General features: G+C 47.4%; 18 protein-coding genes. 4 read left to right on the plus strand and 14 right to left on the minus strand.

Annotated features, from left to right (window positions below):
- Positions 1 to 49: 49 nt before the first annotated feature.
- The 3 genes from FGQ85_RS11285 to FGQ85_RS11295 are packed head-to-tail and all read right to left on the minus strand — an operon-like array spanning position 50 to position 5,178.
- The gene (locus FGQ85_RS11285) at positions 50 to 1,615 is read right to left on the minus strand and encodes a xanthine/uracil/vitamin C permease (RefSeq protein ID WP_087169644.1); all 1,566 of its coding nucleotides are present in this window, start codon (positions 1,613 to 1,615) and stop codon (positions 50 to 52) included.
- A gap of 26 nt (positions 1,616 to 1,641) precedes the next feature.
- Complete coding sequence (gene ade / locus FGQ85_RS11290; RefSeq protein ID WP_138373499.1) at positions 1,642 to 3,372, minus strand: adenine deaminase; 1,731 nt, start codon at positions 3,370 to 3,372, stop codon at positions 1,642 to 1,644.
- A gap of 24 nt (positions 3,373 to 3,396) precedes the next feature.
- Positions 3,397 to 5,178 carry an adenine deaminase C-terminal domain-containing protein gene (locus FGQ85_RS11295; RefSeq protein WP_138373500.1) on the minus strand — a complete coding sequence of 594 codons (1,782 nt, stop codon included), beginning with the start codon at positions 5,176 to 5,178 and terminating at the stop codon, positions 3,397 to 3,399.
- Positions 5,179 to 5,576: 398 nt separating this feature from the next.
- Between FGQ85_RS11295 and FGQ85_RS11300 the strand changes: the two genes are divergently transcribed.
- Entirely contained in the window at positions 5,577 to 6,503 is a 927-nt protein-coding gene (locus FGQ85_RS11300; RefSeq protein WP_171027949.1) for a DMT family transporter, read from the plus strand.
- 47 nt (positions 6,504 to 6,550) lie between these two features.
- Here the strand turns inward: FGQ85_RS11300 and FGQ85_RS11305 are convergent, their stop codons facing one another.
- Complete coding sequence (locus FGQ85_RS11305; RefSeq protein ID WP_138373502.1) at positions 6,551 to 7,405, minus strand: LysR family transcriptional regulator; 855 nt, start codon at positions 7,403 to 7,405, stop codon at positions 6,551 to 6,553.
- 119 nt (positions 7,406 to 7,524) lie between these two features.
- Between FGQ85_RS11305 and FGQ85_RS11310 the strand changes: the two genes are divergently transcribed.
- Complete coding sequence (locus tag FGQ85_RS11310) at positions 7,525 to 8,376, plus strand: aldo/keto reductase (protein ID WP_138373503.1); 852 nt, start codon at positions 7,525 to 7,527, stop codon at positions 8,374 to 8,376.
- 67 nt (positions 8,377 to 8,443) lie between these two features.
- On the opposite strand, the gene FGQ85_RS11315 is transcribed toward FGQ85_RS11310, so the two are convergent.
- Both FGQ85_RS11315 and FGQ85_RS11320 read right to left on the minus strand, forming a co-directional pair.
- Positions 8,444 to 8,803 (minus strand): cyclophilin-like fold protein, encoded by a 360-nt coding sequence (locus FGQ85_RS11315; RefSeq protein WP_138373504.1) that lies wholly within the window; start codon positions 8,801 to 8,803, stop codon positions 8,444 to 8,446.
- Between the two features lie 33 nt (positions 8,804 to 8,836).
- Positions 8,837 to 9,703, minus strand: coding sequence for an aldo/keto reductase (locus tag FGQ85_RS11320; RefSeq protein WP_195481780.1), 867 nt, complete (start codon positions 9,701 to 9,703; stop codon positions 8,837 to 8,839).
- Between the two features lie 204 nt (positions 9,704 to 9,907).
- Between FGQ85_RS11320 and FGQ85_RS11325 the strand changes: the two genes are divergently transcribed.
- Positions 9,908 to 10,798, plus strand: a complete 891-nt coding sequence (locus FGQ85_RS11325) for a LysR family transcriptional regulator (RefSeq protein WP_138373505.1) — start codon at positions 9,908 to 9,910, stop codon at positions 10,796 to 10,798.
- Between the two features lie 57 nt (positions 10,799 to 10,855).
- Here the strand turns inward: FGQ85_RS11325 and FGQ85_RS11330 are convergent, their stop codons facing one another.
- The 8 genes from FGQ85_RS11330 to mobC form a co-directional block, all read right to left on the minus strand.
- The gene (locus FGQ85_RS11330) at positions 10,856 to 11,323 is read right to left on the minus strand and encodes a helix-turn-helix domain-containing protein (protein WP_087254712.1); all 468 of its coding nucleotides are present in this window, start codon (positions 11,321 to 11,323) and stop codon (positions 10,856 to 10,858) included.
- A 144-nt stretch (positions 11,324 to 11,467) separates the two neighbouring features.
- A complete protein-coding gene (locus tag FGQ85_RS11335; protein WP_138373506.1) occupies positions 11,468 to 11,917 on the minus strand; it encodes an Hsp20/alpha crystallin family protein in 450 nt (149 codons plus the stop codon).
- A gap of 465 nt (positions 11,918 to 12,382) precedes the next feature.
- On the minus strand, positions 12,383 to 13,594 hold the full coding sequence (locus FGQ85_RS11340; protein ID WP_138373507.1) for a site-specific integrase: 1,212 nt from the start codon (positions 13,592 to 13,594) through the stop codon (positions 12,383 to 12,385).
- Positions 13,595 to 13,870: 276 nt separating this feature from the next.
- Positions 13,871 to 14,065: a DUF6462 family protein gene (locus tag FGQ85_RS11345; RefSeq protein WP_004605493.1), complete on the minus strand. Its 195-nt coding sequence runs from the start codon at positions 14,063 to 14,065 to the stop codon at positions 13,871 to 13,873.
- Complete coding sequence (locus tag FGQ85_RS11350) at positions 14,066 to 14,920, minus strand: ATP-binding protein (protein ID WP_138373508.1); 855 nt, start codon at positions 14,918 to 14,920, stop codon at positions 14,066 to 14,068.
- Positions 14,917 to 15,657, minus strand: a complete 741-nt coding sequence (locus tag FGQ85_RS11355) for a replication initiator protein A (protein ID WP_138373509.1) — start codon at positions 15,655 to 15,657, stop codon at positions 14,917 to 14,919. The genes FGQ85_RS11350 and FGQ85_RS11355 overlap by 4 nt, the downstream gene beginning before the upstream one ends.
- Positions 15,647 to 15,856 carry a hypothetical protein gene (locus tag FGQ85_RS18860; RefSeq protein WP_076780937.1) on the minus strand — a complete coding sequence of 70 codons (210 nt, stop codon included), beginning with the start codon at positions 15,854 to 15,856 and terminating at the stop codon, positions 15,647 to 15,649. The genes FGQ85_RS11355 and FGQ85_RS18860 overlap by 11 nt, the downstream gene beginning before the upstream one ends.
- A 210-nt stretch (positions 15,857 to 16,066) precedes the next feature.
- Positions 16,067 to 16,453 (minus strand): plasmid mobilization relaxosome protein MobC, encoded by a 387-nt coding sequence (mobC, locus tag FGQ85_RS11365; protein WP_138373510.1) that lies wholly within the window; start codon positions 16,451 to 16,453, stop codon positions 16,067 to 16,069.
- A 372-nt stretch (positions 16,454 to 16,825) separates the two neighbouring features.
- Between mobC and FGQ85_RS11370 the strand changes: the two genes are divergently transcribed.
- A partial coding sequence (locus tag FGQ85_RS11370; RefSeq protein ID WP_207738729.1) for a transposase occupies positions 16,826 to 17,070 on the plus strand: 245 nt, incomplete at its 3' end.

Genomic DNA, 17,070 nt, shown 5'->3' on the forward strand with positions numbered 1-17,070 from the left:
GTGCATACAATGATGCACATGGCGGCACCGGGAACCCGGCAGCTGAATCTTATACATATTCAAAATCATCCGGCCCTTTGAACCAGGTATTTCTTCCAAGGTGAAGAAGGAATGCCAGCACGGCAATAATCAGATATCCGATCGCAAACGGCGAGGTCGGATAAAAGCCCAGCTGTGCACTGTGGATAAATCCAAAGCAGGCAAGCAGAAAACCTACAAGAGCCGTAATCCCTACTTTATGAAGCTGTTTTTCTATGATGAAGACTGTCATGGTTCCAAGCAGAATTCCAATAATGATTGCCCCGGCTTTTACGCCCGGCACACCGTTCCACATCACCCCGGCATCTTTGATCATCTGTGTAACTTCTGCATTGTAGCCGGACGTTCCGTCCGCCAGCACTTCCGTACTGTAACCGGCAAGTCCCACTGCTCCGGTGATCTGCGTATACAAATAGTCCGCAACCGGCGGAACCATGGCCACGGCAATGGCACCATAATGCTTTACCGGACAGTCTTTGAATGCCTGTGCTACCATAACCACGGCACACCAGAGGAAGGTCACCGCGCACACTGCCGGCGGAACCATATTGCTTAAAAAGGTAAACAGTCCGAAGATTCCTGCCGCTCCGAGTACAAGACCGGAAACAAGTGAATATCCGATTCCGGCATGAGATTTCTTCAGTCCGGCATGTCCAAGCCATACCGTGTTCGGAATGACCCCTCCGCAGACTGCGGAAAGCATGGTACAGATTCCGTCCGCAAACTGTGTCTCCCGCACATCGTAATTGTCCCCGGCAGCATTTGCACCTTCTACATTGTCCATCGTCTCGATGAAATTATAAATTTCCACTGGAATCACAATGGTCAGGTACGGAAGTACCACAGAAAATCCATTAATCAGATGCTGCACACTGTTGACCGGATTCGGAATGTAAAATCCGATCCCGCTGAAATCAACGGTTGTCCGTCCAAGGCAAAATGCATATACGATTCCACCTACAATGGCCACCACCAGCGGCGGAATCTTCTTCGGGAACAGATAGCCTCCAAAAATGCCCACGAACGCGACAAGCAGGATCGGAAGTCCTACAAGCGGATCTCCAAACACATCAAATACTCCCTGCGTCGCCATCCAGATAAATCCAATCCCGGAAACCGTTCCGAGAAGTGCTGCTCTTGGGAGTTTTCTCTTCATCCACGGACCGATAAATCCACCAAGAGCTTCCACTCCACCTCCAATGAAACATGCTGCTACCGCTGCCGACCATGCGAGTTCCGGATCATTGAGCGCATAGTGAAGCGGCATGATCACTCCGTACAGCATAACGAACATGGCAGGTGTAGAAACACCGGATGGCAAAGCCGTTACGTCTGCCCGTCCTTCTTTTTTAGAAAGCCGCCGTCCCATAAACGCATAATAAATGCCGCTCAGCATCAGACCTACAGACATACCCGGTATAACGGATCCGTATACAATCTCATCCGGCCATTCCAGGACGCCGGAAAGAGTTGTGATAACAATCAAATAGTTTACAATGTTATTTGTAATGGAATAGGTCATTCCACCAATGTCGCCACGTTGAAACCATGGCACAAGTGTTTTCTCTTTATTCATTTTTTTCTCTCTCTTCTTTTTAAGTATTATGCTTCTGTCGAAATAAAGGAGAAGGTTGTCACATCAAACAGTCCCATATCGGTCAGTTTCACCTCCGGAATCACCGCAAGGGACATGAAGCACAGTGTCATAACCGGCTCTACCTCTCCGCAGATACCAAGTTCTGAATATGCCTTCTCATGAATTTCCGTAAGCTTTTTGTCCACCCATTCTCCGCTTTGATCGCTCATCAGTCCTGCAATCGGCATCGGCATGCTCTCAATTACTTTTCCTTCCTTCACAAGGACAATGCCGCCTTCCTGTGCAATCAGGCTGTTGACCGCAAATTCCATTTCTTCATCACTGACACCAACCACGATGATGTTGTGGGAATCGTGAGCCACAGAAAGAGCAACCGCACCTTCCCTGATTCCGTATCCTTTCAAGAATCCACAGGCCACGTTTCCTGTTCCCTGATGACGTTCCACCACAGCCACTTTCACGATATCTGTTTCCGGGTCCCGGATAAATTCCCCATTTTCATCCAGTCTGATATCCGCTGTTTCCTTTTTCGTCACAACTCCTCCCGGCAGAATACCGATCACGTTGACATGACCGGATTTCAGATGCATTTTGAATTTCTCTTTGGAGAAATCCTTTACAACTACGCTTCCTTTTACGGAAGAAATATCGTGGAACTGAATTTCCGGAAGGTATCTTCCTTCTTCCGCCGTCAGCTCTCCCGAAATCCATACACGGTTGACATGGAAATCGTTCAGATCATCCAGAAGGACAATATCCGCACGGTATCCCGGCGCGATAGCTCCCCTGTCATAGAGGCGGAAACATTCTGCCGCATTCAGTGTCGCCATCCGGATCGCCGTCACCGGATCCAGTCCTTCTTCCACGCAGATCCGGAGATGGTTGTCCAGATGTCCTTCGTGCAAAATGGTCTTTGGCTGGCGGTCATCGGAACAGAGCAGACACCGTCTGCTGTTTTCCGGTGTCACGCCTTTAATCAATGTACGCAGATTATGGCAGGCAGATCCCTGTCTTAACAGGATATACATTCCCCGTTCCAGACGGTCTTCCATTTCCTCTACAGTAGAACACTCATGATCTGCAAGAATTCGCGCTGACGCATAGGCATTGAGTTCTTTTCCCGTAATTCCAGGGCCGTGTCCGTCAATGATCTTTCCTTCTTCTTTGGCTGTCATCAGTTTGTCCAGCACGCTTTCGTCCGCCGCAATGACTCCCGGGAAGTTCATGAATTCCCCAAGTCCGAGAATTCCGTCCCTCTTGATCGGCTCTTCCATCTCCGGAGCATTGATGACCGCGCCGGCATGTTCAAACGGAGTAGCCGGAACACAGGATGGAAGTACATACTTGATATCAAGCTTCGTCCCTTTTGCGGCCTCCATCATATAATCCAGCCCTCTGATTCCGCAGACATTGACAATCTCATGCGGATCCGCAATGATCGTTGTTCCCCCGTGAGGAACAAGAAGACGTCCGATCTCTTCCGGGCTTACATAAGCAGATTCAATATGAATATGGCTGTCGATAAATCCAGGCGCCGCATACCGGCCCCCGGCATCGATCACTTCTTTTCCCTCATAGTCGCCGATTCCTGCAATCTGGTCTCCGCAGATGGCAATGTTTCCCTCTACTATTTTTCCCGAAAATACATTGACAATTTTGCAGTTCTGAATCACAACATCCGCCGGGATTCTTCCGGCTGCCGTATCAATCAGCTTTTTCAGTTCTTCTTTTTTCATGATCTCTACCTTCTTCTTCTACTTCTATTTCTCAGTAACTTCAAGGACTGGTTCAAATGTAGTAAGCGCCGTATAGTCAACCGGGCCAGCATCCGTGATGGCGTAATCCGGGATCGCTGTAATCGGCAGGAAGAACATGTACATCATCGGGTCCGGCAGATCGGATCCCAGGCTTCTTGCCGCATGGTCGATTTTCTTTTCCCATGCCGCTATTTCTTCCGGTTCCAGATCACTTACGATTCCTCCGACCGGAAGCGGCAGAAATTCCAGAATCTCGCCGTCTGCAACAACAACCTGTCCGCCGCCCTGCTCGATCACATAGTTTGCGGCGATGGACATATCTTCCGCACTGACTCCCATGACAACCAGGTTATTGTCATCCGGTGCCGCAGAGGAAGCCATGGCACCCTTTTTCAGTTTCCATCCGGAGCAGAATGCAAGAGACTTGTTTCCGTTTCTTCCAAATCTTTCGAGGACAGATACCATTGCCACATCCTGTTCCGGATCCGGAAGCACAATGCCGTTTTCCACTTTCAGTACGACATCTCTTCTCTTACGGACGAACGGTCCTTTGACGTCCATAGCCAGTACCTTCGCTTCCCCGTTCTCAATGGAAGTCCGGTATTCAAAATCTTCTTTTGTTGTCTTTTTGCATTTCAGAACCCCTTTTAATACAGAACTTCTCTCCGGCGCCTGCAGCTCATAGCTAAGCTTGTGGTCCTTTGCTACCATTTTACCATTTGTCATGACTTCTTCTACATTGAAATTGTGAAGATCATCGACAAACAGAATATCCGCGATTCTTCCCGGGCAGATGGATCCTACCAGATGGTCGATCCGGTATGCTTCCGCGCTGTTGATGGTTGCCATCTGAATCGCTGTCATCGGCTCTACTCCAGCCTTGATTGCCAGACGTACCACGTTGTCAAGATGTCCCTTTTCAAGAATATCCGTTGCGGTCACATCATCCGTACAGAAGCTGACACGGCGCGCAAATGCAGGGTTGACCTCTGTTACCGCCTTGATGTTCTCTTCCAGGAAATGAGTAACCGATGATTCACGGATCAGCATGTGCATTCCTTTTCGCATCTTCTCCACTACCTCTTCATGGGTGTAGCTTTCATGGTCAAGACGTACTCCTCCGCAAAGGTAACCATTCAGGTCATTGCCCTGTGCCATCGGCGCACATCCGAAAACCGGAAGACGGTTCTTGAAGGCCTCGGCAATTGCCCCTAATGTGTCCTCATCTTCTTCCTGAAGGAACTCTCTTACTGTTTCCCATACTCCAAAGCATTCCGGCCACTTCTGCACTTCCTGATGCACTTCTTTGGTAAAATTAAAAGCAACCGTTGATTCCGGAATCGTATACGGAGTCTTGTACGGCGCACCCCAGAATACTTTCAGCGGGCTCTGTTTCACTTCCGCGAAAATTTCCTTCAGCCCTTCCAGGCCGGATACAGAGATATACTCATCCAGACCGGAAATCATACTTGTCGTTCCTCTTGGCACAACCGCTTTTGCGTAACTTGTAATACTGAGCTTGCTGCATTCACTGTGAATGTGGCCGTCAATCATACCCGGCACAAGGTATCTTCCTTTGGCATCGATAATCTCTGTGTCCGGTCCGATGTAGTCTTCCACATCACCGACTGCCGCGATCATATCATTGTACACGGCAATGTCCGCCGGATACACTTCGCTTGACATGACGTTGACAAGCTGTCCGCCCCGGATCACCTTGTGTGCCGGGATCTTTCCGCGTCCTGCGCGGATCATTTCCTTTAAATTTTCCACTGTTCTTTCCATTTTCAAATCCTCCTTGCGTTTCGCTTCCTCTTACGGATGATTCCGTAAAGGGTGTTTTTACTCCCCATACAGCAGGAATGGGAAATAAAAAAGATACATCGGCCAAAGGCTAAACAGGTTTCCCGTCCTGCGAATGTATCTTGAAGAATTTTCAACTATATTTGGTTGTGCCGAAGCTTTCGCTTCCTTTCGTTTTCCATCATAGCATAAGTGAAAATGATTGGAAATATATTAGTATATTATAATTTTGTATGATTATTCATTAGACGTACTTATATATCATTCCATGATACGCCTCCTCTGCCACTTTCTTCCTTTTATTTTTTGATAGCCACTTTCTCTGTTTTGTATTATAATACTGGGATATGACGCATTTAGAAAGAAAGGAAGCAAAATTCATGCATCGTCTGACAAAACACAAAGAATTACTCGGCACCGTTTCCATTATCATAGCAACTCTCTGTTGGGGATTTTCCGGATGTTCCGGGCAGTATCTGCTGCACGATCTGGCCCTCCCGACACCGGTTGTCCTCTGTATCCGGCAGATCAGCGCCGGGATTATCCTGATTCTGCTGGACCTGATTTTTCGTAAAAAAGATTCCAAATCACATCCGCATCCTTCCATCTGGCAGTCCAGGGAAGATACGATGACACTGGTCTTTTTCGCGATTTTCGGCATCTGCCTGACACAGTTTACCTTTTTTATGTCGATCTATTATTCTGACTCCGGAACCGCGACGGTGCTTCAGTATCTGTCCACGATCATCATTTTGATCGTCACCTGCATCCGCACCAGAACGCTTCCGAAAAAGACGGAAACGGCAGCGATCATCGCCGCGGTGGCGGGCACCTTCATCATCAGCACCGGGGGACGGCCGGGGAACCTTGCGATCTCCGGGTACGCCCTGTTTTTCGGTCTGATCTGTGCCTTTTCCTACTCCACTTATACCCTGATTCCAGGAAAAATCGTGCGGACTTACGGCGCCAAATACATCGTGGGGCGCGGAATGCTGATCAGCGGAATCTTTTTCTCCATTTTTGTCCGCCCATGGACCTATTCCATCGACATCACGCCGCAGGTCATCCTCGGATTTTGCGGGCTGATCCTGATTGGAACAGCGGCCGGCTCCACCTTCTATCATTTCGGAGCATCACTGCTGCCTCCGGTGAAGGCCGGAACCCTTGCAAACTTTGATCCGGTCTCCTCCGTGATCCTGACCGTTCTCCTGCTTGGCACCCGGTTTACGGCCGCCGATCTTGTAGGATTTTTCTTTATTATCGGAGCAGTATTTCTTCTGAATATCTATCAGGTTAAAAAGTCGTAACATGTCAAAAAAGTTCCGCCTCTCCTCACGGGAAAAGCGGAACTTTTCTATTTGATCGTATGCAGCCTTCTGAATACCGGCTGGAACAGTTTCTGGTCCGTTGTCTTGCAGACCAGATAGTAGGTGACGTCCACCTCCGGGTCGAGAATCGGGATAATCTTTTTCCCTTCCGGCCACCCATTCTGTTCTAAAAGCACATCCGACGCAAAGGACGGAAACGATCCTGCTTCCGCCACTTCGGAAAACGCGTCAAACTCATTCATCATCAGGAAATGAACGTGCGGAAGCTTTTCTTTGCAGAATTCGTACCAGAAACCAATCTGCGTAAAGAGCAGAATGTTCTGCCCGTCAATGTCAGAAAGAACAATTTCATCTTTTTCAGCCAGCGGATGCTGCTCCGGAACAGACAGATACAGACGTTCCCGGCGGAACGGTACCGCATACAGGCCGTCCTTTTTCGGATCATGGTGCAGAACGACGATCTGATAAGAACCTTTCATCAGCCCCTCCATCAGCTCTTCATCGCTGTTTACAATCTCGGATGAAATCGTCATCCCTCTATACTGCCCTGACAGAAGCGGTACAATATCCGAAACCGGCACCGGTGCGCAGGAGCCAAGGGTGATTGTCCTTCTGCTCTTGTCAAAAAGCCGGACCCGTTCTACCATGTCCCGTTCCTGCTCCAGAATCTTCCGGGCATACTCCGCTGTAAGCCTGCCATTTTCATTTAGTGCAAGCCTGTTTTTCTGACGGTGAAACAGCGGGACTCCCATCAGCTCCTCCAGCTTCTGCATAGAATGGCTGAGGGCCGGCTGTGATATATGAAGATATTCCGCTGCAGCCGAAAGCGTTCCATATGTTTCAAACGCCACCAGCTGTTCCAGAAGATAGATTTCAATCATGTAAACATCTCTCCTTTTCACTATTCATTTCAATTATAGCACAATTCGGAACCTGTATTGTACTTTTCTGAAGGGATCCGCTACAATGAAGTCATCAAAAGAAATGGAGGTAAAAAATCATGGAATATGTTACTTTAAATAATGGAATCAAAATGCCGCTGGAAGGATTTGGTGTGTTCCAGGTACCGGACCCGGCACAGTGCAAACAGGCTGTTCTGGATGCTATAAACAGCGGTTATCGTCTGATCGATACGGCAGCTGCCTATATGAATGAAGAAGCAGTCGGTGCAGCAATCAAAGAAAGCAGTGTAGACCGCAGCGAGCTTTTCATCACAACCAAGCTCTGGGTACAGGATGCAGACTACGAAAGCGCAAAGAAAGCAATCGAGAGTTCTCTTGAAAAACTGGGACTTGATTACCTTGATCTGTACCTGATCCATCAGCCGATGGGTGATTATGCAGGAGCTTACCGTGCAATGGAAGAGGCTTACAAAGAAGGAAAACTTCGTGCCATCGGTGTCTGCAACTTCTATCCGGCACGTCTGGCAGATCTTTGCGAGACAGTCGATGTGATCCCGGCAGTCAACCAGGTAGAGCTTCACCCATTCTTCCAGCAGGAAGACGCTCTTGCACTGATGAAAGAATACGGCGTACGTCCGGAAGCATGGGGACCATTCGCAGAAGGAAACCACGGCATCTTCACTCATCCGGTTCTTTCTTCTATCGGAGAAAAATACGGAAAGAGCGCAGCTCAGGTTGCTCTTCGCTGGAACGTACAGCGTGGCGTTGTCGTAATTCCAAAATCCGTTCACAAAAACCGTATGGAACAGAACATGAACATCTGGGATTTTGAACTCAGCGAAGAAGATATGAACGAAATCGCAAAACTGGATATCGGACACAGCGAAATCGTAAACCACGATGATCCGAACTTTGTAAAAATGCTTCATGGCTTAAAAGTACATGGATAAAAAACAGAAACAACATTGAAAAACCAGGGATTGAAAAGGGAGAGGCCGCAAAACCTCTCCCGCTTTGTTATTCGTCGTCCGCCAGCGTCAGGATTGCCGTAATACTTCCTTTTCCAAGTACCTGTTTCAATTCTGTCTCTGACAGATTCCGGATCTTTCCAAGCCTCGTAAAATTCCACGTATTCGGTGCATAATAGATAACGAGAAGATTCCCTTCCGAAAGGATCACATCTCCGGCTTCGGTTGTAATCGTTTCGTCGTTCGTCGGAAACTGCATCCCAAAGCTTCCGAACTTTTCCATATGGGCATAATCTTTCATTTCTATTGTAAACGGGCCTTTCTTCAGCAGTTCTTTCACTGCCTCCGCCGAACTGTTCTCGTATAATTTCACCTGAATGGTCGTTCCATTCACTTCCATATTCATCATGATTCCATTCTCCTTTGCAAGCTTTTATTTCTCTTATAAACTGGTCAAAACAGGGTTGTTCAGATAATCGTACACTCGCCTGATCTCACTGATTTTTCGGGTGTCCAGCATGGACGGACAGTTTTTGTCCAGTTCCGCGATCCGCTGCATGTCTTCTGCATCCAGTTCAAAATCCCAGATCTTTCTGTTTTCTTCCATGCGCTCCCTATGAACCGATTTCGGAATGACAATGACGCCCTGCTGCACATTCCAGCGCAGGAGAATCTGAGCCGGTGTCTTCTGATGTTTCGCCGCAATCTCCATCAGCACCGGTTCCTCAAACATTCCCTTCAATCCTTCCGCAAAAGGTGCCCAGGCCTCCGGCTGCACGCCGAGCTCTTCCATCAGCTGCAGATCTTCTGCGCGCTGGTAATGCGGGTGGCGCTCAATCTGATTGACCTGTGGTTTGATTTCCACGTTATAGCAGAAGTCAAGCAGGCGGTCCGGAAGGAAATTGCAGACTCCGATGGCACGAATCCGCCCTGCCCGGTACAACTCTTCCATTGCCCGCCACGATCCATAATAGTCGCCAAACGGCATATGAATCAAATACAGATCCAGATAGTCAAGCCCCAGCCGTTTCAGGGAATCCTCAAATGCCTTCATCGTGTTGTCATAGCCCATTTCCTGAATATATGCTTTTGTCGTAATAAAAAGTTCCTCCCGCGGGATGCCGCAGGTTTTGACTGCCCGGCCGACCGCCTCTTCATTCTGATAGGAACTGGCCGTATCAATCAAACGATAACCGGATTCTATCGCATTTCTTACGACCTGCTCACACTCCTGCTCCGGTATCTGGAACACACCAAATCCTTCCATTGGCATGGAAACTCCATTCGACAGTTTCACTGTTTCCGTCATAAAATCCGCCTCCTGCATTTTTTATTGATGACAGCAGACCGTCCGCACGGCGGCTGTCTCCTGTTTGATTTCATTATAGGTCCGTTTTAAAGAAACAACAAACAGTTATCACTTCTTATTTATCATCACTTTCAGGAATGATAGACTTGTGGTATACTGACCATATACTGATTTTATATTCCATACTTGAAAGGGTGAAACGGCATGATCGAAACGCGACTGCTCCATTATTTTCTTGCAGTAGCAAGAGAACTGAATATTACAAAGGCGGCTCAGACACTGTTTATTTCCCAGTCTACCCTTTCCAGGCAGATGATGGATCTGGAAAGCCAGCTTGGAAAGCAGCTCTTTATCCGCGGAAAACGAAGCATCGAACTGACGGAAGACGGGGTATTCCTTCGTAACCGTGCGCAGGAGATTATGAAACTTCTGGAAAATACAGAGACCGCTCTTCATACGGACGCCGAGCATCTGAGCGGAGATATTTTTATCGGCTGCGGCGAAACGGTAGGAATGGATATGATCGCCGGGCTTCTGGCAGGGTTTCACAGAGATTATCCGGATGTCAAGCTTCATACTTACAGCGGGGATGCTGACGCCATCATGGACCGGATTGACAAAGGGCTCTCCGATATGGGACTTCTGCTTGGCCCGGTGCGGCAGGAAAAATACGATTACCTGAATCTACATCAAAAAGATGTTTACGGACTGCTGATGCCAAAGGACTGTGCGCTCGCCGGACAGAACACCATCAACATCGATCAGCTGAAAACGCTTCCGATGATTCTGGCAGACCAGACCTTTTCCGGCCATCAGGATCTGGACTGGTTCGGTGAGGATGCCCTGAATGTCGTAGCGACCTACAATCTGATTTACAATGCTACCTATCTTGTGGAGCACGGCATCGGATATGCCCTTTGCCTTGACCGGCTTGTCAACACCATGGGACGAAACCTTGTATTTCGGCCAATCAGTCCGGAATTATCTGTAGGCCTTTATATGGTCACCAAAAAATATCAAACATTTTCACCGGCCGCAAAAGTATTCTATGAACGCCTGAAAGCATTCACAACGGCGGCCGGTTCCGAAACATAAAGCCAGAGCAGGCAGCGGTTCTATCATCGTCCGCTGCCTGCCCTGCGTTTTCATCATCTATTTCCCGGAATTCTTTTTTCCTCTGTTCTTCCACACTCTTGCCAGAATATCTTTCAGCACCAGCATGGAATCCAGCTCATTATATCCATATTCTTTTTCCATCCGGATCAAGAGCCTGCACAACTCTTCCGCATAATACGAAATGTCCACCTCTTTCTGGTAGGACGCCAGAATCGGATACTTTTTACTCCACGCTTTTGTCCAGTCGATCTTTTCTGTCACCTCGTCACTCATCCGGTCGATCACATCCTGAATCTCCTGCATTTCCACATCAAATGAAATCAGCTCATCCAGCGAAAGACCGTACAACATCGAAAGCTGCTTTGCCTGGCGGATATCCGGAAGCGTCTCGTCGGTCTCCCACTTGGAGATCGTCTGCCTGCTCACACCAAGCTTCTCAGCCGCATCCTCCTGAGACAGCCCTTTCTTTTTCCTTGCCTGATACAGATTATTTCCTAAATTCATAACTGTTCCTCCTGATGTTTTCTGTCTTCATTTTACCTGTTTTCGTGAAAAGATACCAGCAGGAATCCTGTACAGTTTCGCCCGTTTTCCTGACAGAAGGTGGGAACAAAAAGGGGCGGCCTTTTCGGCCGCCCGCATGATTTATTAGCCCTCGATCGCGATGTGCGATGCTTCTTCTACTTTCTTCTGATCTTTCTTCGGAACTGTCAGTTTCAGGATACCGTCTTCGTATTTCGCATGAATGTCTTCCTGTTTGACGTCATCGCCTACATAGAAGCTCCTGCTCATGCTGCCTGCATAACGCTCCTTGCGGATGTAGTTACCTTTTTTATCCTTCTCATCTTTATCCAGTCCCTTCGCTGCAGAAATGGTAAGATATCCATTCTTCAGCTGGGCATTGATCTCGTCTTTCTTAAATCCAGGGAGATCAATATCTACTTCGTAAGAATCATCTGTCTCTCTGACATCTGTCTTCATCATGTTCTTTGCGTGTTTTCCATACAACGGGTTTCTCTTTCCAAAGAAATCATCATCAAATGGGAAATCCATCCAGTCATCAAATAAGTTTTCTCCAAAAATACTAGGCATCATCATAAGTCATGTCTCCTTTCTTTATGACAATTCATTTTATTTTAGCACTATCGGAGAAATCCGAAGTGTTGAAATCGAACAACTTTCTTTCGAGATCTTCATCTCTTCCTTTGTTCTAGTTGTAATATAGCACTTATTATTAGCAGCGTCAAGAGGTGAGTGCTAATTTTTTTAATAATTTTTTTGGAAAACCTCAAAAAAGCTTGATTTTACGGGCTTTTTCGGGCTTTCCAATTTTTTAATTTTTTCAAAAAATGGCTTACTACACCATTTTTACACCATTTCTACACCAATTTGCGCGAAAACTACGAGCCATGCAGGGACGAAATCGGGGTGCCTTTTGGGAGCTTGCTCACATAAAGGCAGCTCCGGTTTTGAACCTATAAGGCGACAGCCGCGACTGAGCGAACTTGTTCGCGAAGTCCATGGCGAGCAGTTCTGTAATCATTCTTAAAGAAATCTGAGCCATCACATGATCTGAACCAGATCCATCTTCGCAATCTCTTTTTCAATCCTGGACCGGTCTGTAATATGGTTATAAACTTCCATCGTGACACTGATGTTCGCATGTCCCATCACATACTGAACGACCTTCATATCCAGATCTGTCTCTGCCATTCTAGTACAGGCTGTATGTCTGAGAATGTGGGCGGAGATGTGCGGCAGCTCTTCCGGCTTTCTCCTCTCCCGCTTTGCCCGCTCATTTTCTTCCTCGTTATAAGCCTTTACAATATCCCGGAGAATAAAGTTCACGGTAGTGGGCATCATAGGACGTCCGCTCCTGCTCATAAACACGAAATTCGAAAGCCCTTCGATCTTCACATCCCTGGGAATCCCCATCTGAAAATTCAGCCGTCTCTGGGTCTTAAAGGCTTTTGCCACCATTTTGCTCATGGGAATCTCCCGGATCCCGGCTTCTGTCTTCGGCATGGTCACATGAAAATCACACCCGTCTCCATAGTTCTTATAGATCAGCTGATGATTCACGTATACGGTCCTGGTCTTCAGATCTACGTCCTTCCAGGTGAGTCCGATCAGTTCTCCACAGCGGAGCCCGGTTCCGATCATCACCTGCAAAAGTGGCAGGTAGATATGGAATACCTCGCTGTTCTTTACATAGTTCAGCAGATTTTTCTGTTGATCAAAGGACAGGGCGGTGCGTTTCTTTTCCGGTTCCCCATAGTCTCCCAGCGTTCTCTTGGCCGGATTCTTCCGGATGATATCATCATCTACAGCTACCTCAAAGCTCGGTAAGATCATATTATGGAGAAACTTGATGGTACTGTGGGAATATTTCTGTTTGCTCAGCCGGGAATAAAACAAGCGTACATGAGATGGTCTTACCTGTACTACTTTCATCTGTCCGAGTTCGTTCCTCACAAGACTGTTCCACATCCTTCTGTAATTGGCCTGTGTACTCTCCGCCAGCTTTCTGGTATCCATGTGGATCTCAAACAAATCATTGAGAGTCATATTCTTGAATTGGGTATCGGTCAGAATTCCTTCGCTCTGGTCTTTCTCAATCTCTTTTTCTTTTTTCCTGAGTTCAGCCAGATCCGGAGAATAAACGGCCAGGCGTCTGCCGGTCCGTTCATCCTTGTACCGGTACATATAGAGTCCATCCTTGCGCTGGGATTCCCCGGTCCTCAGATTTCTTCCTCTATTGTCTTTTCTTGCCACAAAACCATTCCTTTCTGGAACAGTTCAGCCATCTGGTGTCAGGAGACGGATTTATGCTTGCATAAAAATCCGGTGACTGACATCCAGATGTGGTGAGCGCCTATGAATGAGCAAAACAATGGCGGCAGCCATCATTAGCACGTAGTGCGGTTTTGCGAATGGCGCGTGCTGAACTGTTGCTTCTGTAATCTTCACACCTCCCTGTTGTGGGGAATGGTCTTGTCCTGTCTATGAAAAGTATAGCACAAAACCACACCCACGCACATCTGTGTTCCTCTATTCCGCTATTGCTTCCAGGTATTTTTCCACTTTCTGTACGGAGTACAATACCCGGCGGCCGATGGTGATCCGGGCTCCCGCATCTTCCGCAATCTTCCTTGCAGTCATCTGTCCGCAGGAAAGCATAGCGGCCAGACCTTCAATATCCACTGCCAGACGGCAGTTGCTCTCTCTTTCTTTTGTCTGTCTCATTTACCTCATCTCCTCCTTTACTCTTTTCTGCATCCGTCCCAGCTTTTCCTGAGCCGTACGTTTCCGGAAACTCTCCCCTTTAAACTGAACCGGCACGCACATCTCCAGCAGCCGGTCATAAATCCTGGCATGCGCTGTATCCTGCGGATTCTTTAACTCCTGCAGTGTCAGATTGGTCGTCGCGATCAGGGGTTCCCCGCTCCGATATCTGCCGTCGATCACCGCATAGATCTGTTCCAGTCCGTACTCTGTCCCCCGCTCCATTCCAAAATCATCCAGAATCAGCAGCGGAACTCTGCACAGATTTTTTATGTATGTATTCTTCTCTGAAAAATTAGCAGAAAGATCATTCAGCACTTCTGCAAAATTGTTCATACGTACTTCTATCTCCTGTTCCAACAGTGCATTGGCAATACAGCCCGCCAGAAAACTTTTCCCGGTTCCCACTGCTCCCCAGAAGAGGTAGCCTGTATTTTCCGCCTTCATTATTTCCCAGTCTTTCACATAAAGCTTTGCAAGCACGGTATTTTCGGAAAGTCCCTTATCATTCTTAAATGTCCATTCCTTCATGGATCTATCCGAGAAACAATGTTCCTTCAATTCTCTGACTACAGCTTCATGACGCTGCTGTTCCCAGTACTGTTCCTCCTGTTTTCTCTTTTGTCTCCGGCACCCACATTCACGCGGATGTTTTTTAATTCCCAAAACTCCGACTTTTTCCTGATCGAAATAAGCCTCCTTCGGTTCATGGCATTGTCTACAATACAGAAGCCCATCTTCTCCGATGTAATCCTCTCTGGTTCTTTCTCCCGACTGAATCATGTTCTTTACTGTTTCTTCTACCACCTTGTTCATAGACTTTCCTCCTCACTGCAGGTATAATCCGGAATGTTTTTCACCAGGGCTGACCGTTCTGCCCATCTTCTCAAGGTAACGGCATGATCAGCATATTGCTTTCCACTGGAACGCATATAACTGGACAGTTCCTCGATCAGCCTGTCTAATTCCCGGATCTCCTGTTTCAATTCTCCATATTCTGTTTCGGAGAGAAACACATTGTGATATTCGCCATAGGCAGAGCGCGCTTCTCTCTCTTTATTTGTTTGACTATATATCAAGTAACTATTATTTAAGTAATTAGGGGATACTTTTCTATCCTTCACAGGGGCAGGTTTCTTTCCCTCATAAGTATCATTTTCTTTCCCTTTGAGGGACACTTTTCTATCCTTCACAGGGGAACTTTTCTTTCCCTCTGCCGGGATTTTGATATACAGCAGATTCGGTTTTGAAAATCCCTGTTTTTTTCTCACCAGAAGTCCGGCTTCTTCCAGTTCATTCAATGCCTTTTTTACAGTCATGTGACTCTTTCTAAGATCGTCAGCCAGATAAGCAATGGGATAAACCACAAAAATGTGGCCTTCCTCATCCTTCCACCCTGTCTTCCTGGAAAGACACGCCCGATCCAGCAACAGAGCATACAGGACCTTGGCTGTCTGAGTCAGATCCATCCCCAGCAGAAACCGTGGGTAAGGAAGATATACCGGAATCTGGGTCTGATCCGTCATGTATACCATCTGATCTTTATTCTTCACATCCATCCTTTTGTTTCTGTCTGATCTTCCGCCGACGGCTTCGTTTTGATTCATAGCAGGGGCAACAGACAATCACAGTCCGGAAACTCTGCTTGCAGTCTCCAACACATTTCCGGCAGGTGTCATTGTGGGCAACCCGCCCTCTTTCATTGAGAAAAAAAGCCAATTCCTGTTTTCTTTTCTTGCTCATTCTCGGCACAGACATTCCTCCTTCCTGCCATCCTGCCAGTACCTGGTACAGGACAGCGAAATATGGTCGCGTTTCGGTATCATTTTTTGCATTTTTTGACCTTTACGACAGGCTTTTTTGACCTCAAATATATTTGCCTGAGGTTTATCCTGTCTGACGGCAGAAAACGCTGTTTGGTCATGTTTCGGTATCATTTTGGAACAATTCATCTGGACTACTTTAACCGCCCCGATAATCCCGTTCAAAATCCCCTGCCATCTTCAACACTTCTTCCCTGAGTGCATACAATTCCGCAATGCAATGACGGATTTCATCCTCCATAGCCAGTGAACGTTCCCCGCCCGTATTGAAGTACCGTGCGATCTGATTCAGGTTCACACCGATCTTTCCATATGCCCCCACCAGACTTCGCAGTTCTTCCATATCGGCAACCACTTCTACCCGATGCACGATCTCCTTTTCCACCAAAAGTTTCCGCAGGCATTCGGATCTGGACACCCCCAGGATCTCTGCCTTCCTGTCCAGAAGTTCCAGCTCAATATCGGAAAGCCGGACTCCGACAAAATGCGGATGGTTCAGTTCCCGTTCTAATCTCTTTTTTCTCATGGCTTCTCCTCCTTTCTTGTTTCTGTTACTTCAGTAACACCACAAATGGGAGAACCGGCAGTCCTGCCGGAATCTACCTTTTGTGCTGCGTCACACTTTCCAGTGGACGTCAATATCTGCCAGATCGGCAGATCATCGAGGGTATGGGGAATCGAAATCCCAGGCAAGAGCCCTACACTGGAAAACACGATAGTGTATTACGGGGTGGATCTTGCTCTGGGAAAATCCCCATCAAGAGCTCAACCTGAAAGTTAGGGGGGCTGCCAGAAATGGCATGGTGCTAGAATATAAATAGTGCAAGTCAAAATGAGAAAATTCCAAATAGACAATACATGATACAATAGAAGTATCGTACTGAAGGAGGATCTCATTATGGCAAAGCAACATGACAAACAGTTTAAATTGGATGCAGTCCAGTATTATTTCGATCACAAGGAGCTTGGTGTTCGTGGTTGTGCCCAAAATCTCGGTGTGGGTTACAGCACTTTGACAAAATGGCTGAAGGACTTCCGGGAGTCTGGCGATATCCCTGTTCGTGGTTCCGGTAATTACGCCTCTGATGAGCAGAAAGAGATTGCCCGTCTGAAACGCGAACTCCGTGATGCCCAGGATGCACT

It is taken from the genome of Pseudoflavonifractor sp. BSD2780061688st1 E11 (assembly GCF_005844125.1).
GTDB lineage: Bacteria > Bacillota > Clostridia > Lachnospirales > Lachnospiraceae > Sellimonas > Sellimonas catena.